Annotated in this window: 2 protein-coding genes; one reads left to right on the forward strand and one right to left on the reverse strand. The window is 65.9% G+C overall.

Annotated elements, in window-relative coordinates:
• Positions 1–36 precede the first annotated feature (36 nt).
• Positions 37–669 carry a TetR family transcriptional regulator C-terminal domain-containing protein gene (locus tag HC022_RS25940; RefSeq protein WP_167454302.1) on the reverse strand — a complete coding sequence of 211 codons (633 nt, stop codon included), beginning with the start codon at positions 667–669 and terminating at the stop codon, positions 37–39.
• A 187-nt stretch (positions 670–856) separates the two neighbouring features.
• Here HC022_RS25940 and HC022_RS25945 point away from each other — a divergent pair.
• Positions 857–1,700, forward strand: an 844-nt coding sequence (locus HC022_RS25945) for an allantoate amidohydrolase (RefSeq protein ID WP_167454303.1), incomplete at its 3' end; no start/stop codon positions are given.

Genomic DNA, 1,700 nt, shown 5'->3' on the forward strand with positions numbered 1-1,700 from the left:
CTCTGGTCTCATGCCGGAAGCATCCGGCGATTCTGGTTAATCGCTGGTTTCCGCGGGCGTCAGAAGCTTGCGGAACAGCTGCTCCACATGGGCATTGGCATCGGCCCAGCCGCCGCTCTCGTCCGGGACAAGCACCCGGATCTGCGCCTCGAAATCCGCGTAGTGCTGGGTGATGGCCCAGATCGACAGCACCAGCTGTCGCGCGTCGGTCTGTGCCAGCCGGCCATCCGCGGCCCAGCCCTCGATCAGCGCGCATTTCTCCTCGAAAAGCGGCTTCAGCGTGGACTTGAGGTGCGGCGCCATGCGGGGCGCGCCCTGCAGGATCTCGTTGGCGAAGAGCCGGCTTTCGCGCGGGTACTTGCGGCTCATCTCCATCTTGCGGCGGATGTAGCCGAGGATCTCCTGCAGCGGGTCGCCCTCCGGGTCCATCTCGGCCAGCGGCGCCAGCCATTCGTCCATCAGTGCGTTGAGGACGGCGACGTGGATCGCCTCCTTGCCGTCGAAGTAATAGATCAGGTTCGGTTTGGACATGCCCGCCGCCTCGGCGATCTGGTCCAGCGTGGCGCCCCTGTAGCCGTGCTGCGAGAACACCTCCAGCGCGGCGGTCATGATCTTCTTACGGTTGCGCAGCTGGATCCGACTCGGCTTCTTTACGGCACCGTCTGCCATGCACTCCTTCTCCGCTCAAATTTCGGGCAGAGGCGCCGGCATACCGCCTGCATTCCGTGCCGCCCCCGTCAGACAATTCTTGACTCGTTCCGGGGGCGTTGCAATCGTGCCTTTACCAAATGGTAAAAAACAGGCGCGCCGGACGGGAGCCCGGCCCGGAAAAACAGCAGACCGCAGGGGAAGCAAGATGGCGATATCGGGAGAGAACCTCCGGATCGACGGCGACCGACTATGGGACAGCCTCATGGACATGGCCAAGATCGGGCCGGGCGTCGCGGGCGGCAACAACCGCCAGACACTCACCGACGAGGATGCCGAGGGCCGCGCGCTCTTCAAGTCCTGGTGCGACGACGCAGGGCTGAGCATGGGCGTCGACACCATGGGCACCATGTTCATGACGCGCGAGGGTACCGACCCCGATGCGCTTCCGGTCTATGTGGGCAGCCACCTCGACACGCAACCCACGGGCGGCAAGTACGACGGCGTGCTGGGCGTGCTCGGCGCGCTCGAGGCGGTGCGCTCGATGAATGATCTGGGCATCAGGACGAAGCACCCGATCGTGGTGGTCAACTGGGCCAACGAGGAGGGCGCCCGCTTTGCGCCCGCGATGCTGGCCTCGGGCGTCTTCGCAGGGGTTCACAGCCAGGATTACGCCTACGGGCGCAAGGATCTCGAGGGCAAGACCTACGGCGCCGAGCTCGAACGCATCGGCTGGAAGGGCGACGAGGAGGTGGGCGCGCGCAAGATGCACGCCTACTACGAGCTGCACATCGAGCAGGGCCCGATCCTCGAGGCCGAGGGCAAGGACATCGGCGTCGTCACCCATTGCCAGGGGCTGTGGTGGCTGGAGTTCACCCTCACCGGACGCGAGGCCCACACCGGCTCGACGCCGATGGAGATGCGGGTGAACGCGGGGCTCGCCATGGCGCGGATCCTCGAGATGGTGCAGGAGGTCGCGATGGCGGCGCTGCCCGGTGCTGTGGGCGGCGTCGGCCAGATGCAGTTCTCGCCCAACTCGCGCAACGTGCTGC

This window comes from Salipiger sp. HF18 (assembly GCF_011806505.1).
Taxonomy (GTDB): domain Bacteria; phylum Pseudomonadota; class Alphaproteobacteria; order Rhodobacterales; family Rhodobacteraceae; genus Salipiger; species Salipiger thiooxidans.

Bases quoted from the DNA above. Each gene is read 5' to 3' on its own strand.
- HC022_RS25940 (WP_167454302.1), bottom strand. From the start codon at position 669: ATGGCAGACGGTGCCGTAAAGAAGCCGAGTCGGATCCAGCTGCGCAAC.